The organism is Stutzerimonas sp., from assembly GCF_982611455.1.
This window is the reverse complement of record NZ_CEXBBO010000012.1, coordinates 90,802-114,826: the sequence shown is the minus strand read 5'-3', so window position 1 is coordinate 114,826 and position 24,025 is coordinate 90,802. Positions and strand designations below refer to the sequence as shown.

Below are 24,025 nucleotides of genomic sequence, written 5' to 3'. Positions count from 1 at the left end.
GTGCATATTTCTGCAATTCGTCAGCTTTGACCGTGAGACCTTCAGCCCCCAGTGCGCTTTCCGTATACTGCGCGGCACTTCCCTAAGAGTAGAGCCGCGCTCTGTGAACCGGCCCGCATCCGTCAAGCCCGACAACTTCTTCCTGCTGATCTACCGCGCACTGCGCCAGCGACGTATTCCGCTGGTGCTGCGAGTGGCCAGTCATACACTGCTGCTGGTCGCCCTGGCGCTGATCATCTATGCCTGGGTCATGGGTATGCAGTTCAAGCACGCCATGGAACAGCAAGCCGATGCCCTCGGCCAGAGCCTGATCACCCAGACAGCCGCCTCGGCGACCGATCTGTTGGTGGCCAACGATATCCTCAGCCTCAACGTTTTACTGAGCAATCTGGTAAAGAACCCGCTGGTGGCTCACGCAGCGATCTATAGCGTCGACAACCGCGTACTGGCGGAGTCTGGCGCTCGCCCGCAGCGCAGCCTGCTAGGCGACGAGGAAGGCCTCTACTCTACCCCCATCAGCTTCCAGGACGTGATTGCCGGCCACCTGCGTATCAACCTCGACATGCAGCAGTTCCAGCAACCGATGACCATTAGCTTGCAGAGCATGGGGCTGCTGAGCCTGATCCTGCTGGCGCTTACCCTGACGCTCAGCATGCGCCTGGGCCGTCAGCTGTCGCTGCCGCTGATGCAGCTGCGCCTGTGGCTGCGTGACCCGGACGATCCAGCCCCCGGTGCAGGACGGCAAGACGAAATTGGCGATCTCGCGCGGCAATTGCAGGCTCGCCTGGTGCCAGAAGAGCCCGAGCCGGAGATCGAACTCGACGAAAGCATGCAGGACATCTACTCGGCGCACTTCGATGTTCCTGCCGCTGCCCTCAATGCCGTCAACGACCGCCCCGCCACTGATCTCAGCGATGACGCCGTAGACGAAGACGACTGGGACAGCTATCGCCCCGACACGCTGGCGGCCGCGGATGACTTCGACCCGCCATTCGAGGAGCCAAAGCCACAGCCACGTCCAGCGACCTCCGCCCCGGTGTTACCTGTCCCTGTCGTGAGCGGAAAAAGTGGTGTACTGGCGATACAGCTGGGGGCCCAGGAGCAGTTACGTCGACTGCCCCGCGCTCGCCTTACCGAGCTGCTGCAGCGCTACACCGACTGCCTGCAGCAAGCCGCGACGCTGTATCAGGCCGAGCTTCATACACTCAACGATGGCAGCAGTCTGATGCTGTTCCACAGCCAGGACGACGAGCAGAACTACCTGACCCACGGCCTGTGCTGCGGCGAGCTGATGCGTGCTCTCGGGCATGCATTGCAGATCGAGGTGGCTGACAGCGGTATTACCCTGCAGTTGCAGCTCGGCCTGACCCAGGGCGAAGGACTCTACGATCTGAGCCAGGGCGACCTGCTACTCAGCGAGCCAGCACAAGCAGCGCTGGCCATGTCCCAGCACAGCCGCAATCTGTTGCTGGTCGAGCGCAGTATTGGCGAAGACAACCTGATCCGACAACGTGCACGCATCCGACCGATTGCCAGCCCGGAGGGTGCCTGCTGCGTCGAACGCCTGCTCGAACCCTACCCGTCACTGCTCGAGCGCCAGTTGGCGCGCATGCATGAGCTGCGCAGCCGTAGCTGAGCAAACCTTCATGATGCGTAAGTAGGAACGGTTGAATCCGGCCGCCAGCATGAGCACTGGCCGTGGACCGATGACGCAAACTGGGGATTTATCTACCGGAACTACCTGACAGACCCTTGAAAGGGTCTGCGTTATGGTCGTTCCAGCTTCTCTCGGCTGCCTCGCCTATCTTTTTCAACGACCAGCTAGAAGCGGAAGACTTCCAGATCGGTCCTGATCGGCTCCGCCGCGGGAATTGCCGGGAGGGCTTCAGACTTGCCCCGCCCCTTGGAGGTGTTGCGCTTGGCGGGTATCTTGGCGACCACCATCGGCTCGATGGCCGTCGCCATCATCTCGCTCAGACGCTGCAGCAGAACGCTCTGTGCACGCACCTGGTCGGTCGTGCTGCCCTGATGCTCTTCCTGCAACCGCACCAGGCGGCTGGCCTGACGCTTACCCTGATTGTCCAGCAGGCGCCATTGAGCCTCCAGCACAGCGGGGTGCTGTGGCCCGGAATCCAATCGGGTGATTTCGAGTTCGACCTGCACCTCGGGAGTAAAGCCCTTGCTGCCCGGGCTCAGTTCGAGGCTCTGAGTCTTTAAACGCGAAGCCAATTGGCGCAGCAACAACTGGCTGATATCGCCCTGCAGACTGCCGGCCCAGCGCGCCTGCTGTCCATCAACCGCCAGGCTGCCATCGGGCAAACGCTGCAGCAGCACATCACGCTGCAGATAGTCGGCCAGCAGTACCGGCCCCAGCAATATCGCCGCACCATCCGCTTGGGCGGGCATCTCGACAGTTCCGTTGTCGAGGCGATACATGGGCACCGGTTGGGTGACACAGCCAGCGAGGCCGGCACAGGTCAGCAGTAAAACAGTCGTGAAGCGCAGCACGTTGGTCTCTACCTTTGCACCGGACCCAGGTGAGGTTATCGCCAGCGGGGTTCGCCCGCCCCGCTGTCAGCGGTCACCATCGGTCGCCGTGCCGATTATCTTCGACTGCCGATGCAGCTGGTGGTCGAGCTGCATCGGCGAATCGGGATGAAATTGAAGGCCGCTATCTTCCGTGAAACCGTCGTCGGAAGCCAGCCTCTAGCGCCACCATCTCAGTTCGCAAACTCGGCCAGCAGCGCATCCACACGTTGGAAGCCGCGCGGCAGCTTGTTGCCACGGCGTCCGCGCTCGCCCTTGTAGTGTTCGAGGTCGTCAGGCTTGAGCGACAGAGTACGCTTTCCGGCTTGCAGCATCAGCGTCGCCCCCTCAGGCAGCACGGCGAGGTCCGTCAAATATTCCTCCCGGGTAGCCACGCGATCGCCGGGGATACCGATGATCTTGTTGCCTTTGCCCTTGCCCAACTGCGGCAGGTCGCGGATCGGAAATACCAGCAGGCGCCCCTCGGTGGTGACCGCGGCCAGCCAATCCTGATCACGATTCTTCAACGGCCGCGGCGGAACCACGCGCGCGCCTGCCGGCAACGACAGCAGCGCCTTGCCCGCCTTGTTTTTGGCCTGAAGATCCTCGCCCTTGACCACGAAGCCGTAACCGGCATCGGAAGCGATCACATACAACGCTTCGTCATCCGGAAGCAGCACGCACTCGAAGCTGGCACCAGGCGGTGGGGTCAAGCGCCCCGTAAGCGGCTCACCCTGCCCTCTGGCCGAGGGCAGCGAATGCGCCGCCAGCGAATAGCTGCGCCCGGTGGAATCGATAAAGACTGCATACTGATTGGAGCGACCTGCCGCCGCGGCCCGGAAACCATCGCCAGCCTTGTAGGACAATCCGGTGGCATCGATATCGTGCCCTTTGGCGCAGCGTGCCCAGCCCTTCTCGGAGATCACCACCGTGACCGGCTCGGAAGGCAGTAACTCGTTTTCCGAGAGCGCCCGGGCTTCGGCCCGCGCGACGATCGGCGAGCGCCGGTCGTCGCCATAGGTTTCGGCGTCGGCAATCAATTCCTTGCGCACCAACTTCTTCAGCTTGGCCTCGCTACCGAGCAGCGCCAGCAATTTCTCACGCTCTTTTGCCAGTTCGTCCTGCTCGCCACGGATCTTCATTTCCTCCAGCCGCGCCAGTTGGCGCAGGCGGGTGTCAAGAATGTAGTCGGCCTGCAACTCGGACAGCTCGAAACGTGCCATCAACACCGGCTTGGGCTGGTCCTCGGTACGGATGATATGAATCACCTCGTCGAGGTTGAGGAAGGCCACTAACAGGCCTTCCAACAGGTGCAGGCGCTTTTCGACCTTGTCCAGGCGGAACTGCAGCCGTCGGCGCACGGTGCCGATGCGGTAGGTGAGCCATTCGCTGAGCAGCACCCGCAGATTTTTCACCTGGGGTCGGCCGTCGAGACCGATGACATTAGTATTGACCCGGTAACTGGATTCCAGCTCGGTAGTGGCGAACAGATGCTGCATCAGCTCGTCGGCATCGACCCGGTTGGAACGCGGGATGATGACGATCCGACACGGGTTCTCGTGATCCGATTCGTCACGCAGGTCGGCCACCATCGGCAACTTTTTCGCCTGCATCTGCGTCGCAATTTGCTCCAGCACCTTGGAGCCGGACACCTGATGTGGCAGCGCGGTGACGACAACATCGCCATCCTCGACGCGGTATACCGCGCGCATGCGCACCGAGCCGCGTCCGGTCTCATAAATCTTCAGCAGATCGGCACGTGGCGTGACAATCTCCGCCTCGGTCGGGTAGTCCGGGCCCTGCACATGTTCACAAAGCTGCTCGACCGTACTGCTGGGTTCGTCCAACAGACGCACGCACGCAGCAGCGACTTCACGAAGGTTGTGCGGTGGCACATCGGTTGCCATGCCCACGGCGATGCCGGTGGTGCCGTTGAGCAGCAGATTGGGCAGGCGCGCCGGCAGCGTCGCAGGTTCGTCGAGGGTGCCGTCGAAGTTGGGCACCCAGTCGACGGTGCCCTGGCCGAGCTCGGACAGCAACACCTCGGAATAGCGCGACAAGCGTGCCTCGGTGTAACGCATGGCGGCAAAGGACTTCGGATCGTCCGGCGCGCCCCAGTTACCCTGACCGTCGACCAGCGTATAGCGGTAGCTGAACGGCTGAGCCATCAGCACCATGGCTTCGTAGCAGGCCGAATCGCCATGCGGGTGAAACTTGCCGAGCACGTCACCGACGGTACGTGCCGACTTCTTGTGCTTCGAATCGGCGCTCAGTCCAAGTTCGCTCATGGCATAGACGATGCGCCGCTGAACGGGTTTAAGACCATCGCCGATATGCGGTAGCGCACGATCCATGATCACGTACATGGAGTAGTTGAGATAGGCCTGCTCGGTGAAGTCGGCGAGAGAGCGTCGCTCCACGCCGTCCAGGCTCAGGTCAAGAATTTCGCTCATGGTCGATCCGTGGCGTGTTGGCGCAGCACCAGGGTGCCGGCGCGCTGGGTGAATTCGAGTTGTTTCAGGGCGCTCATGCCGAGCAGAATCTGTTCGCCACCAAAGCCGGGCGCGACGATGGCACGGACGTCACGCAGAACGATGTCGCCGAGGGCAAGGCTATCGAGAACGGTGCGATAGCCGGTGGTCTGGCCGTTGGCGGTCTGTAACATCACGGGAGCGCCCCGGGCAAGTTCGAGGCGTTCCGCCTGCTCAGCCGGTATTGCCACATCGGTGGCACCGGTATCTAACAAAAAGGTTACCGGCTCGCCGTTAATCAAACCATCGGCAACGAAATGTCCTTGCACGTTGCCTTCCAGGCGCACCTCGATCTGGTCCCCCTGCACCATCGATACAGGTTCGCGATTGGGATTGACGCGGCTTTGCTCCCAGTCAGCGAAAAATCGCGTTGCCAGCAGCAATCCCGCGCCCCAGGCCAATACCAGCATGACGCGACCGGCACGACGACCGGCAGGCTGAGTCACTGCGCGGCACCCCAGCCGCCCTCGGGTGCGGCGAAGCGCCAGACGATCGGCCGCTGCTCGCCGTCGGCACGGGGGTGTCGATTGTTATCGACACCAATCCAGGCGCCCTCGGCATCAACCCAGAGCGCCTCGGCGTTGCCGAACGGCGTGTCGTAGCGACGCGAATCAGCCAATGCCGTAGCGGCGTAGGACCAGCACAGTCCCCTGTCGCCACTGGACGGATCGCGCCGACAGACCTTATGCGCGGCGGGCTCCAGCGTGAACAGCTTGCCCTGGTGAAACGCCACCCCGGAAAAGGCCCGCGGCAATGCTTGCTCACCCAGCGCCAGCGGCGGTAGTTCGCGACCACCTTCGGCAAGCAATACGCAGCCGCCAGTGCATTGCCAACTGCTCTGATTGCGATGCATGACCAACAAGCCACGCCGGTCACGCTCGGCGGCGAGCCAGAGGCGACCGGCCTCGGGGTCAACCGCAACGCCTTCGAACATGGCGTTGAACTCCAGCAGCATGCCGCTCGCGCGTGCCTGGCGAACCAAAGCACTCGGCAGATTGAGCCATGCGGCGGTGCCGGCCGGACTGACCTGGAGTACTGCGGCATGCGCCTCGCTGGCCAGATAGCGATTGCCCAAGTTGTCGCAGCTGAGCCCTTCGAAATCCATCTTGCCGCCGCGCACCATGCCGCTGATGGCAGTGCGCACACGCATGCCCCATGACAAACCGGTATCAGGCGCTGGCGGTAAATCGAAGCTTTCGCCCTCGGCCTGCCAGACGGTTTCGCTGGCCTCGAGGCGATACAGTTGGTTGTCCTCTCGGTCCGAGACGGCCCAGAGCGCGTCACCACACCAGGCCAGCCCGGACAGGTTACCTTGGGCTATCCCTTCGACAGGGTGCTCGCTGATCAGTGTCAGCTCGGGCGCCAGTTCGGGCGCCCTCTCGGCGCCCCACGCCGGCGTCGCCAGGGCAAACAGCAATGCGATCCAACGACGATTCAAATCAGTACCTCGGCGAGATTGCCCTTGGACTCGAGCCAGCTCTTGCGATCACCCGCGCGCTTCTTGGCCAGCAGCATATCCATCATTTCATGGGTGCCGTCGAAGTCACCGAGGGTCAGCTGCACCAGCCGGCGCGTGTTCGGGTCCATAGTGGTTTCGCGCAGCTGCGGCGGATTCATTTCACCGAGGCCCTTGAATCGTGTTACCTGGGGCTTGCCGCGGCGCTTTTCGGCCAGCAGGCGCTCGAGAATGCCGTCGCGCTCGGCTTCGTCCAAGGCGTAGAAAATGTCCTTGCCCAGGTCGATGCGGTACAGCGGCGGCATCGCGACATAAACGTGCCCGGCATCCACCAGTGGCCGAAAATGCTGAACGAACAGCGCGCAAAGCAGCGTGGCAATGTGCAGGCCGTCGGAGTCGGCGTCGGCGAGGATGCAAATCTTGCCGTAGCGCAGCTGCGATAGATCATCCGAACCCGGATCGAGCCCCACCGCCACGGCAATGTTGTGCACCTCCTGGCTGGCCAGCACCTCGCCCCCATCCACCTCCCAGGTGTTCAGGATTTTGCCGCGCAACGGCAATATGGCCTGGAATTCCTTGTCGCGCGCCTGCTTGGCAGAGCCACCTGCGGAGTCACCCTCGACCAGGAACAGCTCGGAGCGCGCCGGGTCCTGCCCGGCACAGTCGGCCAGTTTGCCGGGCAGCGCCGGACCCTGAGTGATTCGCTTGCGCTCGATCTTTTTACTCGCCTTGAGCCGCCGGCCGGCGTTGCTGATCGCCAGCTCAGCCAGTTGCAGGCCCAATTCGGGATGCGCGTTGAGCCAAAGGCTGAAGGCATCCTTGACCACGCCGGAAACGAATGCTGCCGCCTCGCGGGAGGAGAGACGCTCTTTGGTCTGGCCGGAGAATTGCGGTTCCTGCATCTTCGCCGAAAGCACGAAGGCAATCCGTTCCCAGACGTCCTCAGGTGCCAGCTTGACGCCACGCGGCAGCAGCGTGCGGAACTCGCAGAACTCGCGCATGGCGTCCAACAGCCCCTGACGCAGGCCATTGACGTGGGTGCCGCCCTGCGCGGTGGGAATCAGATTGACGTAGCTTTCCTGCACGCTGTCGCCGCCTTCGGGCAGCCACAGCAAGGCCCAGTCGATGGCCTCCTTGTTACCGGCCAGGCTGCCGCAGAAGGGTTCGTCGGGCAGACGGGCAAACTCACTGACGGCATCCACCAAGTAGGAACGCAGACCGTCCTCGTAATGCCACTCGACCTTTTCGCCAGTGCTCTTGTCTTCGAAGCTGACGTTAAGCCCCGGACAGAGCACCGCCTTGGCTTTAAGCACATGTTTGAGGCGGCTGATGGAGAACTTCGGCGAATCGAAGTATTTCGGATCGGCCCAGAAATGCACGCTGGTGCCCGTGTTGCGCTTGCCGACAGTGCCGATAATGTCCAGCTCGCTGGCCTTGAATCCATCGCTGAAGGCCATGCGATATTCACTGCCATCACGCTTGACCGTCACCTCGACCCGAGTCGACAGGGCGTTCACAACCGAAATGCCAACCCCATGCAGACCGCCGGAGAACTGGTAGTTCTTGTTGGAAAACTTTCCGCCCGCGTGCAGCTTGGTGAGGATCAGCTCGACGCCCGATACGCCCTCGTCCGGATGGATGTCCACCGGCATGCCACGGCCGTCGTCGATCACCTGCAGCGAACTGTCCTGGTGCAGGATTACCTGCACTGAACTGGCGTGGCCGGCCAACGCCTCGTCGACGCTGTTGTCGATGACTTCCTGAGCCAGGTGGTTGGGCCGCGAGGTGTCGGTGTACATGCCCGGACGCTTGCGCACCGGATCCAGGCCGGAAAGGACTTCAATGGCTTCTGCGGTGTAAGACATGTGCGTCTCGTGATGTCCTTTATAAATCGGAGAAATCGAGTTCTGCAAAGACTGCCGGGTCGAAGCCGGCAAAAGCCAGCAATGCTGGAAGTCGCGCGGCAAAACCCTGGAAGCCATGATCGCCGCCGGCCTGGATGCGCACGGCACACCCCTGGTAGAAGCCAGCAGCGTGGCGGTAGTCCAGCGTTTCGTCGCCAGTTTGCAGCCATACCTGATAGCGCTCGGCATCCTGCGGCGGGGGTACTTCCAGTTCGGACAGGGCAACGACGTGGTCTTCGGTCAGGTCCCAGACCTCACCGGTATACAAATTGGTCTGCGGTCCGAGGTAGCCATCGAAGCGCCGATGCGGCGTCACTGCCGGATTGATGAGCAGGGCCTTGAGCCCATGACGCTCGGCGAGGTGCGTTGCATAGTATCCGCCGAGAGAGCTACCGACCAGCACGGGACGCCCCAACTCTGTGATCGCCGAATCGAGTTGAGCGATGGCCTGACGCGGATGATGAGGCAACGCCGGCACTCGCAGCCGTGCACTCATACCCATGCGCTTCAGCGCTGCGGTCAACTGATTGGCCTTCTGCGATAGCGGAGAGCTGTTGAGGCCATGCATATAGAGAATGGCGGGTTGGTCGCTGATCATCGGGTTCGCTGAGCTGGCAAAAGATGGGAAAGGCTACTAGGCGCAAGCTGCAAGCTGCAAGCTGCATCAGGTATTCCTGACTGCCCCTCCGCTTCATCTGCTTTATTTGCCGCTTATGGCTTGTAGCATGCAGCTGATTCAATACCCCTTGATGCCGTAGTCCACTTCGAAGTCCATCCCGACGACTCGTGAAACGCCGGTTTCGAGTTTGCCATCAGCGTACAGCCGCAGCCAGCGGTAGCCCGGCGCGAGCGTATCAACCTGAAAGTCTTCACTGCCAGGCGTGAATTGCACCCCCGTAGACGGAGCGGCCAACAATCGAACACCGCCACGCCACCCATCGAACTCCTGATGAATGTGCCCCCAGAGCAGCGCCTTGACGCAGCTGAATCGGTCGAGGACTTCGAACAAAGCCTCACGGTTGTGCAATCCGATAGTGTCCATCCAGCGGCTACCGATGGTAACCGGATGATGATGCAGGCAGATCAGGTGAGGTCGCTCAGGCGATTGCTGTAAGGCGCTTTCCAGCAGCTCCAACTGCTCGGTGCAGAGCATACCGAAGACTGCTCCGGGCACTAGGGTATCGAGCATCACGACACGCCAGGCACCGATATCGAGCACCGGCGCCATCAACTCGCTGTCACGGGCGGCACGCTGCATTGTCGCGCGTTCATCATGGTTACCGGGACACCAGCGCACGGGCGCCTCGATTCGTTCGGACAGCTGGCGGAAACGTTCATAGGAGGCGAGCGAGCCGTCCTGAGAAAGATCTCCGGTAGCCAGCATCAGGTCGATGCGAGGATGTTCACCGAGGGCCAGATCGACCACCCGCTGCAAGCTCTCGGCCGTATCCATGCCCAACAACTTACCGCCCGCCTCGGCGAACAGATGGCTGTCGGTCAACTGCACGAGCAGTACCGAGTCTTTTTCAGCAGTGAGGGGCGCAGCAGCCAAGACCCGTCTCCTTTGGCGAAATCGCAGAGGAATTATGGTGGCTGGCGGCTGCGGGGGTAAACCGCGCGATGCGGGCCTGCATCACAGAACACACGGCGAACTGAAAGCTGTATTAGCCAGGCGTGTTCTTGGAGCTTCTGGCTTGACGCTGATCACTGTGTCTACAGCACAGGCTCCAGTTCATGACCGCAAGCCAGGCAATGGCCGAGCCATTCGCCGAGGAACAAATTGAGCTGGTTCTTCTCGTTGGGCTGGTGCATCTGCGCGTTGGGATAGCTGTAAATGCCGCGGAACCGCCGTGCATTCTCTGCACTGATGACTTCAGCCATACGCGCATCGTGATAGACCCGCACGTCCATCTGCGGCACCGGTAGCCAAGGCAGGCAATCCTGCTGACTGATCTGCACGGTCGTGGTGTACGGGCAGCTCTCCATTACTTTCAGCACCAGTACGCCAAGCAACCGATCCCCCTGGCTCATGGCAATACGACGCGTATCCGGTTGGTTGCGCATGTCGGGCAACAGGCGCATCAACCGCAGATAATTTGCCTCGCAGGCCGCCTGCAGTTCCAGCAGATCGACACGGTATCGTTCACGCGTGCGCCTCATGCCCATGCCCCCCTGATTTCGTCGCGGTTCAAGGCCAGCCATTGCAGCGCGATAATGCTCGCGGCATTGTCGATGCCGCCGTCGCGCACGGCTTGCAAAGCTTGTTGCAACGACCACACATGCACGCGGATATCCTCACCCTCCTCATCCAGGCCGAACACGCCGCCTGCGCCCGAGCTGTCGCAACGTCCCACGTAGAGATGCACTCGTTCAGTGCTGCCGCCAGGTGAGGGGAAATACGTGGTCACCGGCCACAGTTCGGCGACCTCCAAGCCTGCCTCCTCGACGGACTCGCGACGCGCGACTTCTTCGGGCTGCTCGTCTTTATCGATCAGACCGGCGACCAATTCGATCAACCAAGGGTTATCGACCTTACCCAGTGCGCCTACCCGGAACTGCTCGATCAGCACGACCTCATCACGCCGAGGATCGTAAGGCAGTACGCAGACCGCATCGTGGCGGACGAACAGCTCACGTTCCAACTGCCGACCCATGCCGCCGCTGAATAGTCGATGACGCAGCTGCAGCCTGTCTAGGCGATAGAAGCCACTGAAGCATTGCTCTCGTTCGATGATCTCGACATCATCCGAGCCGGGTTTGAAGGTATCAATCATGAGTAACTCACTATCGGTTTGTTCCGCGCTTGCCTAGCGCCGGAAAAAGCTGCAACCGTCACGGCGTGAGCGGTCTCTCTTACGTCATCCTAGCGCGCCGTTTCTCCAGGCGCAGCCCTTTGCAGACCACTCGCACAGGGAAAAATTACCCAGCGACTCGTTTACGAACTTCACAACCTGCGCGCACTCGAATTCGCACCGCAATTACCACAAGAGCCATAGAACCATTGATGCCTTTTCGCAAAGTCTTCGTAATGACGGCGTTCAGCCTGCTACTCGGCGCATGCCAACACTTCGGCGAGCCGCCTGTCGAGGTTCGGCAGATCCTCAGTGAGCAACGCCCCGCCGGCTGTCCGAAACAGGACGATAACTGCCCACTTGTGAACATCGATACCCAACTGTTTGCCGATGAGCCGGCGCTGAACGCACTAATCGATGAGCGGCTGCGCATGATGACGGTCAATAGCCCAGACGCTCAGATTCCAACAACGCTGGAAAGCTACCAGCAAGACTTTCTTGATGGCGCGGAGAGCGGCTGGAGCAGTTATTTGCAGGCCAAACTACGCGACCAACATGGATCGCTGTTGGTGGTCGAGTTGTCGAGCTATCTGTATACCGGTGGCGCCCACGGCATGCCGGGCCGCGGCTTCATCAACTACGACCGCGAACAGGATCGCGAGCTGAAACTCGCTGATGTGCTCCTGCCAGGTAAGGAAGGCGCCTTCTGGCGTATCGCCTCGAAAGCGCATCAGCGCTGGTTGGTGGCGAACCAGCACGACGCCGCGTTCAGCCAGCAATGGCCATTCCTGCAAACCTCCAATGTCGCTCTGCTACGCGACAAGGTACTGCTCAAATACGACGTATACAGCCTCGCGCCATATTCGAGCGGCCATCCGGAGCTGGAAATCTCCTACGCCGAACTCAGCGAGATTCTGAAGCCGCAGTACCTGCCGTAACACCACCGAAACGGCTCAGCACCAGCAGCAGCCCGCCGGACAGAAACAGTGCCGGCAGGCTGGCACCGACTTCCGGCCAGGCGCTGGCGAGCACATGATAAGTAGCCGCTCCGCAGCCCCAGGCCAACAAGGTCTCCCAGCGCAAGCCGGCAGCCGGAGCGGCCAAGCGGCCTCGGCGCCGAAGAATGAAATGATCGACCAGCACGACACCGAACAACGGCGCGAATACCGAGCCGATCAACAGCAGGAAGTTCTGATACTCGACGAGCGGCGCGAACCAGGCGATCAATGTGCAGACGGCGCCGGTGGCCAACGCCAGCCGCTCGACCTTGAGCGGCAGCAGGATGCCCACCGACACCGCAGCCGAATGGATGTCGGCGAAGGCGTTTTCCGACTCGTCGAGCAGGATCAGCAGCAGCGGGATACCCAGCCCTGCGCCCGCCAGCGCCAATAGCAAGGCGTTGACTTCACCCCCCTCGGCGAATGCCAGGGTGTACGCCACACCCAAACTCATCAGCCAGAAGTTGCCGGCAAAGAACCCCAGAGCGGTTCCACCGAAAACACGCACGGCGGCCCGACCGAATCGCGAGTAATCGGCGATCAGCGGTAACCAGGACAGCGGCATGGCGATGGCGATATCGAAGCCCAGCGCGAACGGCAACGAGCCATCACCCTTGCGAGCCCAGAGCGCCGCCAGGTCCGCCTTGTCGAAGAGATTCCAGGTCAGCCAGACACAGGCGCCCAGCAGCAACCAGATGCCCCATTTGCGCAATATGCGGCGCACGAAGGTCAGCGGACCGGTGACCGCCAGCAGCGTGGCGAGGCTGCCGAAAAACAACGTCCACAGCGCAGGACTGTTCAGCAGATTGCCCTCACCGAATGCGCGAGTCGCCAGCAGGCTGGCCGCATCGCGCATGACGATGATCTCGAATGCGCCCCATCCGATCAGCTGGACGAGGTTCAGCAGCGCTGGCAGCGCAGCACCGTGACTGCCTAGGGTGAGCTTCAGCGCAGCCATCGATGACAGGCCCGTGTCGGTACCGATCACTGCGACCGCCCCCAGTAGCAACACGCCGACGGCGGTTCCGCAGGCGATTGCCAGCAGCGCACCACTCATGCCCAGCCCTGGCGCCAGCAAGGCACCGAGCTGTAGCACCATCAGGCCGATGCCCAGGGAAAACCACAAAGAAAACATGTCACGGCCGCCGAACACGCGGTGTCCGAGGGCGACGCTTTGATGGGGCGAATAACGGCCAGGGGTATTCACGATGGTATTTCTCAAAAGGATCGTTGGAAATCTGGCGGGCAGATTTAGCCAGGTAAGCGATAAATCGTTGTCGTGAAGGAGCGACCGTGCTCGCGATGCTCAATTGCGGCATAGATCGCGAGCAAGCTCGCTCCTATAACAAGCATGTTGCGGCGCACCGCAGGCTAGAGCCGGCTTGTTCGTCCGGCCTCCAGCCTTCAGCGCTCTTTACGTTAGACCTGCTTGTAGATCACCGAGCCTTCGTCCTTGAAGCGCGAGGACTGCTCGGCGAAGCCGGCTTCGATCGCCTTCTGCTCATCGGTCAGGCCGTTTTGCGCAGCGTACTCGCGGACCTCCTGGGTGATTTTCATCGAACAGAACTTCGGTCCGCACATGGAGCAGAAATGCGCGACCTTGGCCGAGTCTTTGGGCAGCGTCTCGTCGTGGTAGCTGCGCGCGGTGTCCGGGTCCAGCCCGAGATTGAACTGATCTTCCCAGCGAAATTCGAAGCGCGCCTTGCTCAGGGCGTTGTCGCGGATCTGCGCGCCGGGGTGGCCCTTGGCGAGGTCGGCGGCATGCGCCGCGATCTTGTAAGTGATGATCCCGGTCTTGACGTCATCCTTGTTCGGCAGCCCCAGGTGTTCCTTCGGCGTGACGTAGCAGAGCATGGCGCAACCGAACCAGCCGATCATCGCCGCGCCGATGCCGCTGGTGATGTGATCGTAGCCAGGGGCGATGTCGGTGGTCAGCGGGCCGAGGGTGTAGAACGGCGCCTCGTCGCAGCACTCCAGCTGCTTGTCCATGTTCTCCTTGATCAGTTGCATCGGCACGTGACCGGGGCCTTCGATCATGCACTGCACGTCGTGCTTCCAGGCGATCTTGGTCAGCTCGCCGAGGGTTTCCAGCTCGCCGAACTGGGCAGCGTCGTTGGCGTCGGCAATCGAGCCCGGACGCAGGCCATCGCCCAGCGAGAAGCTGACGTCGTAGGCCTTCATGATTTCGCAGATTTCCTCGAAGTGGGTGTAGAGGAAATTCTCCTGGTGATGCGCCAGGCACCACTTGGCCATGATCGAGCCGCCGCGCGAGACGATGCCAGTGACGCGCTTGGCCGTCAGCGGCACGTAACGCAGCAGGACGCCGGCGTGGATGGTGAAGTAATCCACGCCCTGCTCGGCCTGCTCGATCAGGGTGTCGCGGAACAACTCCCAGGTCAGGTCTTCGGCCACGCCATTGACCTTCTCCAGTGCCTGGTAGATCGGCACGGTGCCGATCGGCACCGGCGAGTTGCGAATGATCCACTCGCGGGTTTCGTGGATGTGCTTGCCGGTGGAAAGATCCATCACCGTGTCCGAGCCCCAGCGGATGCCCCAGGTCAGCTTGGCGACTTCTTCCTCGATGCTTGATCCCAGCGCCGAGTTGCCGATGTTGCCGTTGATCTTCACCAGGAAGTTGCGGCCGATGATCATCGGCTCCAGCTCGGTGTGGTTGATGTTGGCGGGGATGATCGCGCGACCGCGGGCAACTTCGTCGCGCACGAATTCAGGCGTGATTTCTTTCGGGATTGAGGCGCCAAAGCTCTGGCCGCCGTGCTGCTGATCCAGCAGGCCGGCAGCGCGATGCTCCTGCAGCTTCATGTTCTCGCGGATGGCAATGTATTCCATCTCGGGCGTGATGATGCCCTGACGCGCGTAATGCATCTGGCTGACGTTCTTGCCCGGCTTGGCGCGGCGCGGGTTGCGCACGTGGGCGAAGCGCATCTTGGTCAGCTCGGCATCGGCCAGGCGCTGTTGGCCGAAGTGTGAGGTCAGCCCGTCGAGCTGCTCGGTGTCGCCACGGTCGTCGATCCAGGCCGAGCGCACGTCGCCAAGCCCCTTGCGCACATCGATGGTCACGGTCGGATCGGTGTAGGGGCCGGAGGTGTCATAGACCAGCACCGGCGCGTTGATCTCGCCACCGAAGTCGGTCGGCGTGACATTGAGACTGATTTCACGCATCGGCACGCGAATATCAGGGCGCGAACCCTGCACATAGATTTTCTGCGAACGCGGGAAAGGCTGGATCGATTGCTGATCGACCTGGGCCGATTCACTGAGATTTTGTTGTTCTGCACGCATCAGACTGGCTCCTCGATAGTTGTCGGAGCGAACCTGAAAAACACGGCGGGTGAAGGGCATCGGGCGCGCCGGAACTGGCGCCGAGAGAGCTCGCCGGAGGGATTGGCGAGCACATCTTGTTCCCTACGCAGGCCTTAACCTGATCAGGTTCAACGGGATCCGGAACTTTCCGATCTCAGCCTTCGCTTCAAGGCACCCCGACAAGAACGGGAGCGAGTCTAATCAAGAGTGCGAGGGAAAGCCACGCCGACCGCGCGATATGCGACCGCCGGGTCACATTCTGTACTATCGACCGGGTTACTCGAGGCGCGCTCAGCAAGCTCCCGATGGCATCGCCAAGCACCTTGACCGTCCGCATGGCGGCGCATAGCCTTGCCCATCATTTCGCTTCAGGGAAAGATGCACATGCTGCGCAGACTCACTCTGGCACTCGCCGTGACCGCCGCCTCGTCGGGGCTGGCATGGGCCGAGACAGCGCCCCCACTTTCCGCCCGCACCGATCTGGTCAGCGTCTACCGGCAGGCGATCGAGAACAATGCCGACCTCGCCGCGGCTCGCGCTCAGTTCAAAGCAATTCAGGAGGTCGTGCCCCAGGCGCGTGCCGGCCTGCTGCCGAACCTCAGTGGCGGTGCGGAGCTGAGCAACACCCGCACAGACGTCGACACCAACGCCGGCTCGCGCTCGCTGTCGCGCAGCGGCACCGTCTATCAGGCGACGCTGAGCCAGCCGATCTTTCGTGCAGACCGCTGGTTCCAGCTACAGGCGGCCGAAGCCATCAGCGAGCAGGCCGCGCTGGAATACTCGATCGCCGAGCAGGATCTGATTCGTCTGACCGCGCAAGCCTACTTCGCGGTGCTGCGCGCGCAGGACAACCTCGCCGCCGCAAAGGCCGAGCAATCGGCCTTCCAGCGCCAGCTCGATCAGGCTGATGAGCGCTTCGAAGTGGGTCTGTCGGACCGCACCGACGTGCTCGAAGCGCAGGCCGGATTCGACACCGCGCGCGCCAATCGCCTGCTTGCCCAACGCCAGGTAGACGATGCCTTCCAGGCGCTGTTCACCCTGACCAACCGCGAATACCTCGCACTGGAAGGCATCGAGCACAGCCTGCCAGTGCTGCCGCCGGCCCCCAACGACGCCAGCGCCTGGGTCAATACGGCCACCCAGCAGAACCTCGATCTGCTGGCCAGCAACCAGGCGGTTAACGCCGCCGAGGAAACCCTGCGTCAGCGCCGCTCGGGCCACGCACCGACGCTCGACGCGGTGGCGCGCTACAGCAAGGGCGACAACGACAGCCTGGGCTTTACCAATACGGGCAGCGAAGCGATTCCCGGCATCCCCCGTTACACCGGCGACGTCGAGCAGCGCAGCATCGGTTTGCAACTGAACATTCCAATCTACAGCGGCGGACTGGCCAGTTCTCAAAGCCGCGAGGCCTTCTATCAGCTGACCCAGACCGAGCAACAACGCGAAAGCCTGCGCCGTCAGGTAGTCGAGTCCACCCGCAACCTGCACCGCGCGGTCAATACCGATGTCGAGCAGGTACAGGCACGCCGGCAATCGATCGTCTCCAACCAAAGCGCGCTGGAAGCCACCGACATCGGTTATCAGGTCGGGACGCGCAATATCGTCGATGTGCTCGACGCCCAGCGGCGCTTGTTCGCTGCGGTCCGCGACTACAACAACGCCCGCTACGATTACATTCTCGACAACCTGCGCCTGAAGCAGGCCGCCGGCACGCTCAACCCCGGTGACCTGGAAGATCTTCAACGTTATCTCAAGGCAGATTACGACCCGGACAGCGACTTCCTGCCACCGGACCTGTCGGAAAATTTCGGTCGCCCGGTGCGCGTCGAGTAGGAAAAAGGCAAAACCCGGCGGCACGGGCCGATGAAATTTCCCAGGGAGCACGTCTTAGGATGGAATCGCCGTAGGCGTTTCCGTCGTTTACCGCGAATGACGAGGCGCCTGACTGCGCATGGTGATCTAGCATCGGAGCGACAGAGACGCATGGCGGACGCGCTCGCGTAATGTCGGATTACGCCTTCGGCTAATTCAACCTACAGAAAAGCCGGAGTTGCCTGTCCGGATCACGCCTCAGCGTTAGATCAGCCGCCCCAACCCCGCCAGCAGCCGCTCCAGCGCGCCCTGATTGTTTTTCAGCACAGCGTATCCCGCGGCTCGTACCCGTTCGACTCGCTCAGGGTTGCTCCAGAGCGCCGCGACCTCAACTGCCAGCTCAGGGGCGCTGGCAATTTCGCCAAGCGCCCCGGCATCTCGCAATTGCGCGGCAATGTCGAGGAAATTGAACAGGTGTGGGCCGGTCAGCACCGGTTTGCCGAGTGCGGCTGGCTCCAACAGGTTGTGCCCACCAGTCGGCACCAAGCTGCCGCCGACAAAGGCAACATCTGCCAGCGCGAAAAGAAACAGCAGCTCGCCCATGGTGTCGCCGAGCAGTACTTGGGTATGGGGCTGCGGCGGTTCCTCGTTCGATCGGCGAACCGTGCTGAAACCCTGTTTGCAGCAGAGCTCGTACACCGAGCGAAAACGCTCCGGATGACGCGGCACCAAGATCAGCAAGGCATCGGGGCGCTCGACTAGCAGCTGTCGATGGGCAGCCAGAAGGATTTCATCTTCGCCGGTGTGGGTGCTGGCGCCGATCCATATCGGCCGGGTCGAGGCGCGCCACTGCTGGCGAAGCGCCTCCGCCAACTCCGGTAGCGCCGGGTCGATGCTGAGGTCGAACTTGATCGAGCCGGTGACCTGCACGCAAACCTCACGGGCACCGAGATGGCGAAAACGCGCGGCTTCGGCCTCGGTCTGCGCAGCGATCAAACTGAGCTCGGCAAGCATCGGCGCGGTCAGCCGAGCGAAACGCGCGTAGCCCCGCGCAGAGCGCTCGGACAATCTCGCATTGGCCAGCGCCACGGGAATATTGCGGCGGGCGCATTGATGAATATGATTGGGCCATAGCTCGGTTTCCATCACCACGGCCAGCGTTGGCTGCAGCCGTTGCAGAAAGCGCGAAGCCGCCCACGGCAGGTCGTAAGGTAGATAGCAGTGCTGCACCGAGTCGCCAAACAGCGCCCTGATCCGTTCCGACCCGGTCGGCGTCATGCAAGTGACGGTAATCGGCAGCTGCGGATAGCGCATCTTCAGCTCGCGAATCATCGGTGCAGCGGCGATGCTCTCCCCGACCGAGACCGCGTGAATCCAGATGCCATGCGGCTGAAACTCGGGCAGCCCGATGGCAAAGCGTTCACCGATACGTTTCGAATAGGCCGGGGCTTTCCGGGCACGCCAAAGTAGGCGAACCACGACCAACGGCAAGGCGAGATGGAACAGCAGGGTATAGAGGGTGCGATTCATGGCGCGGAGCTTAGCAAAGGCATCTGCGCAACGACCACAGCGAAGCTCTTGGCAAATCCGTTACCGTGCAGAGAACTTGCACACCCTGCTGCAGCCGAATGAACCGCAGACCCCATCATTCGGGCCGCGCCCAACCGGAGACTTTATGACTGGCTATATTTATCTCGCCATCGCCATTACTGCCGAGGTGATCGCGACCACGTCCATGAAGGCATTGGCCGGCTTCAGCCGCCCGCTGCCGCTGTTTCTGGTGATCGCCGGCTATAGCCTTTCGTTCTGGATGCTCGCTTTGGTGGTCAAGACCATTCCGGTGGGGATCGCCTACGCCATTTGGGCCGGTCTCGGCATCGTTCTCGTGAGCATCGCGGCTGCGGTGATCTATCAGCAGAAGCTTGATCTTCCGGCAATGCTTGGCATGGCCCTGATTGTCGCCGGTGTGGTGGTGATCCAGCTGTTTTCCGGCAGCACGGGGCACTAGCTGTATCGACTGGTGCCAACGAGCAAGCGGTTATACTGCCCGCCCGACTTCACAACGAGGCCCGCCCATGTCCGAATCCCTCAGCACCGACGTCCTGATCGTAGGCGGCGGCGTCGCCGGTCTCTGGTTGAATGCCCGCCTGCGCCGGCAAGGCTATTCGACGCTGCTGATCGACAAGGGCGTGCTCGGCGGCGGACAGAGTGTGAAATCGCAGGGGATCATTCACGGCGGTACCAAGTACGCTTTGAGCGGCGCGCTGACTGGCGCCTCCGAGGCTATCGCCGACATGCCGCGGCGCTGGCGCGAGGCGCTGGCCGGTAGCGGCGAGCTGGACCTGAGCGGCGTGCGGCTGCTATCCGATGCGCACTACTTGTGGTCGCCCGGCACCCTGACCGGCAACCTCACCAGCTTTTTCGCCAGCAAGGCAGTGCGCTCGCGGGTTGGCCAAGTCAAGGGCAGCGAGCTGCCACCGGCTTTGCAAGACCCGCACTTCAAGGGCAAGGTCTATCGGCTCAGTGAGCTGGTGCTGGATGTGCCCAGCCTGATTCATCGTCTGGCGGAGCTGGCTGATGCCCGCTTTCTGGCCGCCGACAAGGTCGAACCGCTGCGTGAGAACGATGAACTGACGGGGCTGATCGTCGATGGCCGCGCAATTCGCGCGCAGCGCATCGTCCTCACCGCTGGCGCTGGCAACGCGGAGCTGCTGAGCGCACTAGGTCTCGCACAACCGGCGATGCAGAAGCGCCCGCTGCATATGGTGATCGTCAAGGCCGCTACGCTGAAGCCACTGTATGCGCATTGCCTGGGCGGCGGCTCGAAGCCGCGGATTACCGTTACCAGCCATCCAGCAATCGATGGCGAGTGGATCTGGTATCTGGGTGGCGACCTGGCCGAGGCCAGTGGTGTTGCGCGCGACGAAGCGACGCAAATCGCCGCGGCGAAGAAGGAGCTTGCTGAACTCGTGCCCTGGATCGACCTGTCCAAGGCGCAATGGGCGACGCTGCGCATAGATCGAGCCGAGCCGGCTCAGTCCGCACAGGCCCGGCCAGACAATGCCTTTCTCGCCGAGCAAGGTCGGCTGCTGGTCGGCTGGCCAACCAAGCTTGCGTTGTCGCCTGACTTCGCGGATCGCGTCGAAAAAGCACTGACTCGGGACGGCATCCGGCCACAGCAGCATCCAACGTTTCCAGAGCTGCCACGCCCCGCCGTTACCGGTCCGTTCTGGGAAGGATTAATGTCATGACGGCAACACTGCATGACCTGCACCGCCCATTGGGCAGCACAGGCCTGACGGTTTCACCGCTGGGCCTTGGCACCGTCAAATTGGGCCGCGATCAAGGTGTGAAATACCCCAACGGCTTCAGCATCCCCGATGACGCACAAGCACGTCAGCTGCTTGGACTGGCGCAAGATCTGGGCATCAATCTGATCGACACCGCACCGGCTTACGGTGTCAGCGAGCAGAGACTGGGGCCTCTTTTGCACGGCCAGCGCGACCATTGGGTGATCGTCAGCAAGGTCGGCGAAGAATTCATCGACGGCCAGTCACACTTCGATTTTTCGCCTGCACATACTCGCCTTTCAGTCGAGCGCAGCCTCAAGCGCCTGCAAACCGACCGAATCGACCTGGTTCTCGTGCACTCGGACGGACGCGACCTCGACATTCTCCAACACAGCGGTGTTTACCAGACCCTCGCTGACCTCAAGCGCGAGGGCAAGATTCTCGGCTATGGTCTTTCCGGCAAGACGGTGGAGGGAAGCCTGCTCGCGCTCGAACAGGGCGATTGTGCGATGGTGACCTACAACCTCAACGAGCAGAGCGAAAAACTAGCGCTGGACTACGCTCATACCCACGGCAAGGGCATCCTGGTGAAAAAAGCGCTGGCCAGCGGTCATATCTGCCTGAAACCAGGCGAGGACCCGGTGAAGCTCAGCTTCGAGCTGCTCTTCGCGCATCCGGGCGTGGGCGCTGCCATCGTTGGCACCATCAACCCGCAACACTTGTCAGATAACGTGCATATCGCTGCAGCCGTTTTATCCCAACAACAATAACGACGGCCCTACGGCCGACCCCGACGCAAGGAGGAGCCGAATGCCGCGCGTGCTGATCCGCAAGAATCCCACCGCATTCAAGACCCTGCCGGTACTGGTCGATGCCAGCCCGGAAGGGCTGCGTTACCAAAGCCTCGGCCGGCCGCTGAACTTCAGCGAAATGCTCGAACGCCGCCGGCCAGCCGAAGTCGACGACCCGGCCCGCTTTAGCATTGAACTGGCAAATCTCGGCGTCTCGGTACGCCTGACCCTCTGCTGGCAGGGGCAGGAATACTGGGTGCTGGTGCGACAACAACGCCTGGACCGCGGCGATGTCGTCCTCAAGCTCATTTCCGGTTATGTGCCGGCGCACGAACTCAGCCTGCCACTGCTCACCGCGATCCAGGAAGTCGCCGAAGAGTGCCTTCTGGAAACACCGGAAGGCTGGCTCGCTGGGCGTTTCGGCGATATCTGGCTACCCGCGCCCTACCAGGACAACCTGCGCTATCGCGAGGCGGTGCACTTCAACCTGACCTCTTTGTCCGGATCGGCCAAGCCCGTGCAATGCGGCCAGATGACCTTGATGGAACGCCCGCGGGCCTACGTCCATCTGCCAACCGCTTCCCTGCAACTGATCTACGACATGCGCCTCGATCTGCCGAAGGAAACCCGCGAACTCAGCCTGTTTCATGTCGACGAGCGGCTCGAGGGCGAAGAGCTGGTCGCCCAACTGGACCGTAGCCGGCCCGACCTCTATCTGATCCCGTTGCATGAGGGCCAGCCACAGGATCAGCTCCTGCAGCTGCGCAATGGCCAGCTCAGCACCCTAGGCACGCGTGGGCTGTGGCTAGCGGAGAGTTTCGCGCAGCAGGAGGGCTGGGTGGTTCGCGACGAGCGCATCCGCTGGAGGGAATGGTGGGCGGCGAGGCCTGCGGCCGTGACGCGCTGAGCGACTCGCCAACATTGAAGGAGCAGACCATGCCTGCGAACAAAGGCCACACTTCGGCGCGGGGCTCTTCGTGGGGCATCCTACCGCCGAGAACGGTACGAGCTTGCTCTAGCGTCCGATCCGGAGCACGACCGTAGCGCTTTGCGCATGGCTACGATCGGCCGTTTACACCCATCTAGGCCTTGCGAATCCTCTCGACGATCGCCGTGGTGGAACTGTTCTCGACCAGCCCCAGCACCTTCACCACACCGCCATAAGCCTTGACCAGATCCGCCCCGACCACCTGATCGACGCCGTAGTCGCCGCCCTTTACCAACACGTCCGGCCTGACCTCAGCGAGCAGCTTTTCCGGTGTGTCTTCGGCGAAGCAGACAACCCAGTCGACAGCACCGAGGCCTGCCAGCACAGCCATGCGCCGGTCGACCGAATTGATCGGCCGGCCCGGCCCCTTCAGGCGACTCACCGAGCCGTCATCGTTGACCGCGACGACCAGTCGATCGCCCTGCGCGCGGGCCTGCTCCAGATAGGTCACATGACCGGCGTGCAGAATGTCGAAGCAGCCGTTGGTAAACACGATCTTCTCGCCTTCGGCGCGGGCGTCCTCAATCGCGGTGAGCAGTTGCTCGAGCGTCATCACCCCGCGCTCTGAACCCTCCTCGCGCTGCACGGCACGGCGCAGCTCAGGCGCACTGATGCAGGCGGTGCCCAGCTTGCCAACCACGATGCCAGCGGCCAGATTGGCCAACGCCACGGCCTGTGGCAGCTCTTCCCCCGCCGCAATGGCGGCCGCCAGGGTCGAAATGACGGTATCGCCAGCGCCGGTGACATCGAACACCTCACGGGCGCGCGCCGGTAAATGCAGCGGAGAGTGCTCCGGACGCAGCAGCGTCATGCCGTGCTCGCCGCGGGTGACGAGCAAAGCATCAAGCTCCAGCTGTTGCATGAGCTCAGCGCCCTTGGCCACCAGTTCGGCTTCATCAGCGCATCGACCGACGATGGCCTCGAACTCGCCGAGATTCGGCGTAATCAGCGAGGCGCCACGATAGATTTCAAAATCCTTGCCCTTGGGATCGGCCAGCACCGGAATGCCACGGCGGCGAGCAGCCTCGATCAGCGACTGATGATTCTTCAGCGCGCCCTTGCCGTAATCGGACAGCACCAGCACTTTGACGCCAGCCAGCAACCCTTCGACATCCTCGAGCAATGCTCCAGCATCGGTTTCGAAGGCTTCCTCGAAGTCCATGCGCAGCAGTTGCTGGTGGCGGCTCATCACCCGCAGCTTGACGATGGTCGGCTGATGCTCGATGCGCTGGAAATGCGCCTGCACACCGGCTGCGGCCAGACTGTCGGCCAGGCTTTGGCACGCTTCATCTTCACCGGTCACCCCCACCAGCGCAGCCGGAGCGCCCAGCGCCGCGATGTTCAGCGCGACGTTGGCCGCACCACCGGGACGGTCCTCGATCTGCTCGACCTTGACCACCGGCACCGGTGCCTCCGGCGAAATCCGTGACGTGCCGCCATGCCAGTAGCGATCGAGCATGACATCGCCCACTACCAGAACGGGGGCTTGGTCGAAACGGGGCATGGACAGCTTCATGAGGGCTCCGGGGCGGAAGAAAAAACGCTGCAAAGCATAGCAGCATGGGAGTGGCGAATTCTTGCCGTAAACACAGGGAGAGCATGGCGATTGCAGA

Annotated in this window: 20 protein-coding genes and 1 riboswitch; of the genes, 7 read left to right on the top strand and 13 right to left on the bottom strand. The window is 62.1% G+C overall.

Going from position 1 to position 24,025, the window contains the following annotated elements; genetic code table 11:
* Window positions 1-103: 103 nt before the first annotated feature.
* Window positions 104-1,636 carry an AhpA/YtjB family protein gene (locus AC2LD7_RS09850; RefSeq protein ID WP_484597571.1) on the top strand — a complete coding sequence of 511 codons (1,533 nt, stop codon included), beginning with the start codon at window positions 104-106 and terminating at the stop codon, window positions 1,634-1,636.
* 185 nt (window positions 1,637-1,821) lie between these two features.
* Here the strand turns inward: AC2LD7_RS09850 and AC2LD7_RS09845 are convergent, their stop codons facing one another.
* From AC2LD7_RS09845 to nudF, 9 genes are all read right to left on the bottom strand, one after another.
* A complete protein-coding gene (locus tag AC2LD7_RS09845) occupies window positions 1,822-2,508 on the bottom strand; it encodes a PqiC family protein (protein ID WP_484597570.1) in 687 nt (228 codons plus the stop codon).
* 212 nt (window positions 2,509-2,720) lie between these two features.
* Window positions 2,721-4,979 carry a DNA topoisomerase IV subunit A gene (parC, locus tag AC2LD7_RS09840; RefSeq protein WP_484597569.1) on the bottom strand — a complete coding sequence of 753 codons (2,259 nt, stop codon included), beginning with the start codon at window positions 4,977-4,979 and terminating at the stop codon, window positions 2,721-2,723.
* Window positions 4,976-5,503: a retropepsin-like aspartic protease family protein gene (locus tag AC2LD7_RS09835; protein ID WP_484597568.1), complete on the bottom strand. Its 528-nt coding sequence runs from the start codon at window positions 5,501-5,503 to the stop codon at window positions 4,976-4,978. The genes parC and AC2LD7_RS09835 overlap by 4 nt, the downstream gene beginning before the upstream one ends.
* Window positions 5,500-6,495 carry an esterase-like activity of phytase family protein gene (locus AC2LD7_RS09830; RefSeq protein ID WP_484597567.1) on the bottom strand — a complete coding sequence of 332 codons (996 nt, stop codon included), beginning with the start codon at window positions 6,493-6,495 and terminating at the stop codon, window positions 5,500-5,502. The genes AC2LD7_RS09835 and AC2LD7_RS09830 overlap by 4 nt, the downstream gene beginning before the upstream one ends.
* Entirely contained in the window at window positions 6,492-8,378 is a 1,887-nt protein-coding gene (gene parE, locus AC2LD7_RS09825; protein WP_484597566.1) for a DNA topoisomerase IV subunit B, read from the bottom strand. The genes AC2LD7_RS09830 and parE overlap by 4 nt, the downstream gene beginning before the upstream one ends.
* A 19-nt stretch (window positions 8,379-8,397) precedes the next feature.
* Window positions 8,398-9,015: a YqiA/YcfP family alpha/beta fold hydrolase gene (locus AC2LD7_RS09820; protein ID WP_484597565.1), complete on the bottom strand. Its 618-nt coding sequence runs from the start codon at window positions 9,013-9,015 to the stop codon at window positions 8,398-8,400.
* Between the two features lie 138 nt (window positions 9,016-9,153).
* Window positions 9,154-9,969: a 3',5'-cyclic-AMP phosphodiesterase gene (gene cpdA, locus AC2LD7_RS09815; RefSeq protein ID WP_484597564.1), complete on the bottom strand. Its 816-nt coding sequence runs from the start codon at window positions 9,967-9,969 to the stop codon at window positions 9,154-9,156.
* Between the two features lie 161 nt (window positions 9,970-10,130).
* Window positions 10,131-10,577, bottom strand: a complete 447-nt coding sequence (locus AC2LD7_RS09810; RefSeq protein WP_484597563.1) for a DUF1249 domain-containing protein — start codon at window positions 10,575-10,577, stop codon at window positions 10,131-10,133.
* On the bottom strand, window positions 10,574-11,191 hold the full coding sequence (gene nudF / locus AC2LD7_RS09805) for an ADP-ribose diphosphatase (RefSeq protein WP_484597562.1): 618 nt from the start codon (window positions 11,189-11,191) through the stop codon (window positions 10,574-10,576). The genes AC2LD7_RS09810 and nudF overlap by 4 nt, the downstream gene beginning before the upstream one ends.
* 230 nt (window positions 11,192-11,421) lie before the next feature.
* On the opposite strand from nudF, the gene AC2LD7_RS09800 reads away from it, so the two are divergent.
* Window positions 11,422-12,147, top strand: a complete 726-nt coding sequence (locus AC2LD7_RS09800) for a DUF3298 domain-containing protein (protein WP_484597561.1) — start codon at window positions 11,422-11,424, stop codon at window positions 12,145-12,147.
* On the opposite strand, the gene cytX is transcribed toward AC2LD7_RS09800, so the two are convergent.
* Window positions 12,113-13,414: a putative hydroxymethylpyrimidine transporter CytX gene (gene cytX / locus AC2LD7_RS09795; RefSeq protein WP_484597560.1), complete on the bottom strand. Its 1,302-nt coding sequence runs from the start codon at window positions 13,412-13,414 to the stop codon at window positions 12,113-12,115. The two genes, AC2LD7_RS09800 and cytX, sit on opposite strands and share 35 nt — an antisense overlap.
* A gap of 212 nt (window positions 13,415-13,626) precedes the next feature.
* Window positions 13,627-15,507 carry a phosphomethylpyrimidine synthase ThiC gene (gene thiC / locus AC2LD7_RS09790; RefSeq protein ID WP_484597559.1) on the bottom strand — a complete coding sequence of 627 codons (1,881 nt, stop codon included), beginning with the start codon at window positions 15,505-15,507 and terminating at the stop codon, window positions 13,627-13,629.
* 103 nt (window positions 15,508-15,610) lie between these two features.
* Window positions 15,611-15,717, bottom strand: a riboswitch (TPP riboswitch).
* 195 nt (window positions 15,718-15,912) lie between these two features.
* On the opposite strand from thiC, the gene AC2LD7_RS09785 reads away from it, so the two are divergent.
* Window positions 15,913-17,364 (top strand): TolC family outer membrane protein, encoded by a 1,452-nt coding sequence (locus AC2LD7_RS09785; protein ID WP_484597558.1) that lies wholly within the window; start codon window positions 15,913-15,915, stop codon window positions 17,362-17,364.
* A 243-nt stretch (window positions 17,365-17,607) separates the two neighbouring features.
* Here AC2LD7_RS09785 and waaA read toward each other — a convergent pair whose 3' ends face one another.
* A complete protein-coding gene (waaA, locus tag AC2LD7_RS09780; protein ID WP_484597557.1) occupies window positions 17,608-18,873 on the bottom strand; it encodes a lipid IV(A) 3-deoxy-D-manno-octulosonic acid transferase in 1,266 nt (421 codons plus the stop codon).
* Window positions 18,874-19,018: 145 nt separating this feature from the next.
* Between waaA and AC2LD7_RS09775 the strand changes: the two genes are divergently transcribed.
* The 4 genes from AC2LD7_RS09775 to AC2LD7_RS09760 all read left to right on the top strand — a co-directional run bounded on the left by AC2LD7_RS09775 (window position 19,019) and on the right by AC2LD7_RS09760 (window position 22,331).
* The gene (locus tag AC2LD7_RS09775) at window positions 19,019-19,351 is read left to right on the top strand and encodes a DMT family transporter (RefSeq protein ID WP_484597556.1); all 333 of its coding nucleotides are present in this window, start codon (window positions 19,019-19,021) and stop codon (window positions 19,349-19,351) included.
* A 67-nt stretch (window positions 19,352-19,418) separates the two neighbouring features.
* Window positions 19,419-20,594, top strand: a complete 1,176-nt coding sequence (locus tag AC2LD7_RS09770; RefSeq protein WP_484597555.1) for an NAD(P)/FAD-dependent oxidoreductase — start codon at window positions 19,419-19,421, stop codon at window positions 20,592-20,594.
* Window positions 20,591-21,403, top strand: coding sequence for an aldo/keto reductase (locus AC2LD7_RS09765; protein ID WP_484597554.1), 813 nt, complete (start codon window positions 20,591-20,593; stop codon window positions 21,401-21,403). The genes AC2LD7_RS09770 and AC2LD7_RS09765 overlap by 4 nt, the downstream gene beginning before the upstream one ends.
* Window positions 21,404-21,443: 40 nt before the next feature.
* Window positions 21,444-22,331 (top strand): metal ABC transporter ATPase, encoded by an 888-nt coding sequence (locus tag AC2LD7_RS09760; protein WP_484597553.1) that lies wholly within the window; start codon window positions 21,444-21,446, stop codon window positions 22,329-22,331.
* Window positions 22,332-22,506: 175 nt separating this feature from the next.
* On the opposite strand, the gene hldE is transcribed toward AC2LD7_RS09760, so the two are convergent.
* On the bottom strand, window positions 22,507-23,928 hold the full coding sequence (hldE, locus tag AC2LD7_RS09755; protein ID WP_484597552.1) for a bifunctional D-glycero-beta-D-manno-heptose-7-phosphate kinase/D-glycero-beta-D-manno-heptose 1-phosphate adenylyltransferase HldE: 1,422 nt from the start codon (window positions 23,926-23,928) through the stop codon (window positions 22,507-22,509).
* Window positions 23,929-24,025: the final 97 nt, after the last annotated feature.

Excerpts from the sequence above, each read along its gene's own strand:
- parC (WP_484597569.1), bottom strand. The coding sequence starts at position 4,979 with ATGAGCGAAATTCTTGACCTGAGCCTGGACGGCGTGGAGCGACGCTCT.
- parE (WP_484597566.1), bottom strand. The coding sequence starts at position 8,378 with ATGTCTTACACCGCAGAAGCCATTGAAGTCCTTTCCGGCCTGGATCCG.
- AC2LD7_RS09820 (WP_484597565.1), bottom strand. The coding sequence starts at position 9,015 with ATGATCAGCGACCAACCCGCCATTCTCTATATGCATGGCCTCAACAGC.
- AC2LD7_RS09810 (WP_484597563.1), bottom strand. The coding sequence starts at position 10,577 with ATGAGGCGCACGCGTGAACGATACCGTGTCGATCTGCTGGAACTGCAG.
- nudF (WP_484597562.1), bottom strand. The coding sequence starts at position 11,191 with ATGATTGATACCTTCAAACCCGGCTCGGATGATGTCGAGATCATCGAA.
- AC2LD7_RS09800 (WP_484597561.1), top strand. The coding sequence starts at position 11,422 with ATGCCTTTTCGCAAAGTCTTCGTAATGACGGCGTTCAGCCTGCTACTC.
- thiC (WP_484597559.1), bottom strand. The coding sequence starts at position 15,507 with ATGCGTGCAGAACAACAAAATCTCAGTGAATCGGCCCAGGTCGATCAG.
- AC2LD7_RS09785 (WP_484597558.1), top strand. The coding sequence starts at position 15,913 with ATGCTGCGCAGACTCACTCTGGCACTCGCCGTGACCGCCGCCTCGTCG.
- waaA (WP_484597557.1), bottom strand. The coding sequence starts at position 18,873 with ATGAATCGCACCCTCTATACCCTGCTGTTCCATCTCGCCTTGCCGTTG.
- AC2LD7_RS09775 (WP_484597556.1), top strand. The coding sequence starts at position 19,019 with ATGACTGGCTATATTTATCTCGCCATCGCCATTACTGCCGAGGTGATC.
- AC2LD7_RS09770 (WP_484597555.1), top strand. The coding sequence starts at position 19,419 with ATGTCCGAATCCCTCAGCACCGACGTCCTGATCGTAGGCGGCGGCGTC.
- AC2LD7_RS09765 (WP_484597554.1), top strand. The coding sequence starts at position 20,591 with ATGACGGCAACACTGCATGACCTGCACCGCCCATTGGGCAGCACAGGC.
- AC2LD7_RS09760 (WP_484597553.1), top strand. The coding sequence starts at position 21,444 with ATGCCGCGCGTGCTGATCCGCAAGAATCCCACCGCATTCAAGACCCTG.
- hldE (WP_484597552.1), bottom strand. The coding sequence starts at position 23,928 with ATGAAGCTGTCCATGCCCCGTTTCGACCAAGCCCCCGTTCTGGTAGTG.